Here is a 1,096-nt window from a genome sequence, read left to right as displayed (position 1 = left end):
AGCCACTCTATTTAGCTCTAGAGCAAGCCTAAGTGAAGTGTTGCGAACAAGGGTAATCTACTCTAGATTAGAGTGGATTAGACTGGTCTTAAGAAATCACGGTTGCTGGTTCAAAAGGTGTCTTTCCGATGGCTCAATCTTTCCCACGCAAGCGATCGCGCCCGCTTCAGATCATCCATCGAACCTTCGGGTGTGCCCTTAATCTTGGCCACTTGCACCTCCCGTCAGCACCTGATTTACCTGCTGCCTTCCTCCAGGTCGAAATGCCGCGCTTTCACCTGGGCGATCGCCTTCGTTGGATTCCCTATGGCAACGAGACTGATTGGGGCCTGGTCATGGGCCGGTTCTATGGCTATGCCCCCCACAGCCGCCGCTGGCAATGGCGCTACCTGATCTGGCTCGATCCTGCTTCCCCCAGTGCTGCCTGGGTCAGAGCCGACATCGCCTGGGAAGATGACCTCGAACCTTCTGATCAGGAGGCCGCCCGATGAATCCCCGTCCCCTTTCTCCCCGCGAGCAGCGCCTAATCGAGCGGTACAGCTACTGCCAACTGGGCATGACGCCCCAGCGGTTTTACGCCAAGTGGCAGGTCAGCCAGGAAGACATGGCCGCGATCTGTTCCCGGTCGGTCTCGACAGTGCGGGGCTGGTTCCGTAAGGGCCGCAGCTATCGTCGCCCCACCCCGGTAGACCTGCGCCATCTAGCCCTAATGGATTTTTTGCTCGACAACTTTGACCAGATTCCAGCAGACCTGCGGCAGGCTCTCTGCGCCACTGAGCAGGAAGACGAGCACACCTAACCCAACATTGTCAATATCACCGTGCTCTGTTTTGGCGAATCGCTCCTGGCTAGGGTGGCATCAACTGCACCGCATTGACGTATCAGGAAGGACAGTCGCGTGAGCCAAGGGCAACGAGTTATGGCCGATATCAAACGCATTCGAGCAGCGCTGGCAGAGCCAGGGCAAGGCTCCTATCGTCTGCAAAAGCTGCCTCGGCAGGCCGTTTGGCTCGTTCACAGTAGAGGCGGTAAAACCTACCGGCTGACCTTTCAGCCTGCACCCATCAACGCCTGGACGCTGCATCCTCCGGATCGA

General features: G+C 57.7%; 2 protein-coding genes. Both read left to right on the top strand.

Features of this window, described 5'->3' with window-relative positions; genetic code table 11:
• The first annotated feature begins 128 nt into the window (after nucleotides 1–128).
• The gene (locus tag V6D20_24990; GenBank protein HEY9819038.1) at nucleotides 129–491 is read left to right on the top strand and encodes a hypothetical protein; all 363 of its coding nucleotides are present in this window, start codon (nucleotides 129–131) and stop codon (nucleotides 489–491) included.
• A complete protein-coding gene (locus tag V6D20_24985) occupies nucleotides 488–799 on the top strand; it encodes a hypothetical protein (GenBank protein HEY9819037.1) in 312 nt (103 codons plus the stop codon). Before V6D20_24990 ends, V6D20_24985 begins: the two co-directional genes overlap by 4 nt.
• Nucleotides 800–1,096: the final 297 nt, after the last annotated feature.

It is taken from the genome of Candidatus Obscuribacterales bacterium (assembly GCA_036703605.1).
Taxonomy (GTDB): domain Bacteria; phylum Cyanobacteriota; class Cyanobacteriia; order RECH01; family RECH01; genus RECH01.
The sequence above is the reverse complement of the archived record's forward strand: the minus strand, read 5'-3'. Positions and strand labels throughout refer to the sequence as shown.

Coding starts and splice junctions, on each gene's coding strand:
- V6D20_24990 (HEY9819038.1), top strand. CDS start 129: ATGGCTCAATCTTTCCCACGCAAGCGATCGCGCCCGCTTCAGATCATC.
- V6D20_24985 (HEY9819037.1), top strand. CDS start 488: ATGAATCCCCGTCCCCTTTCTCCCCGCGAGCAGCGCCTAATCGAGCGG.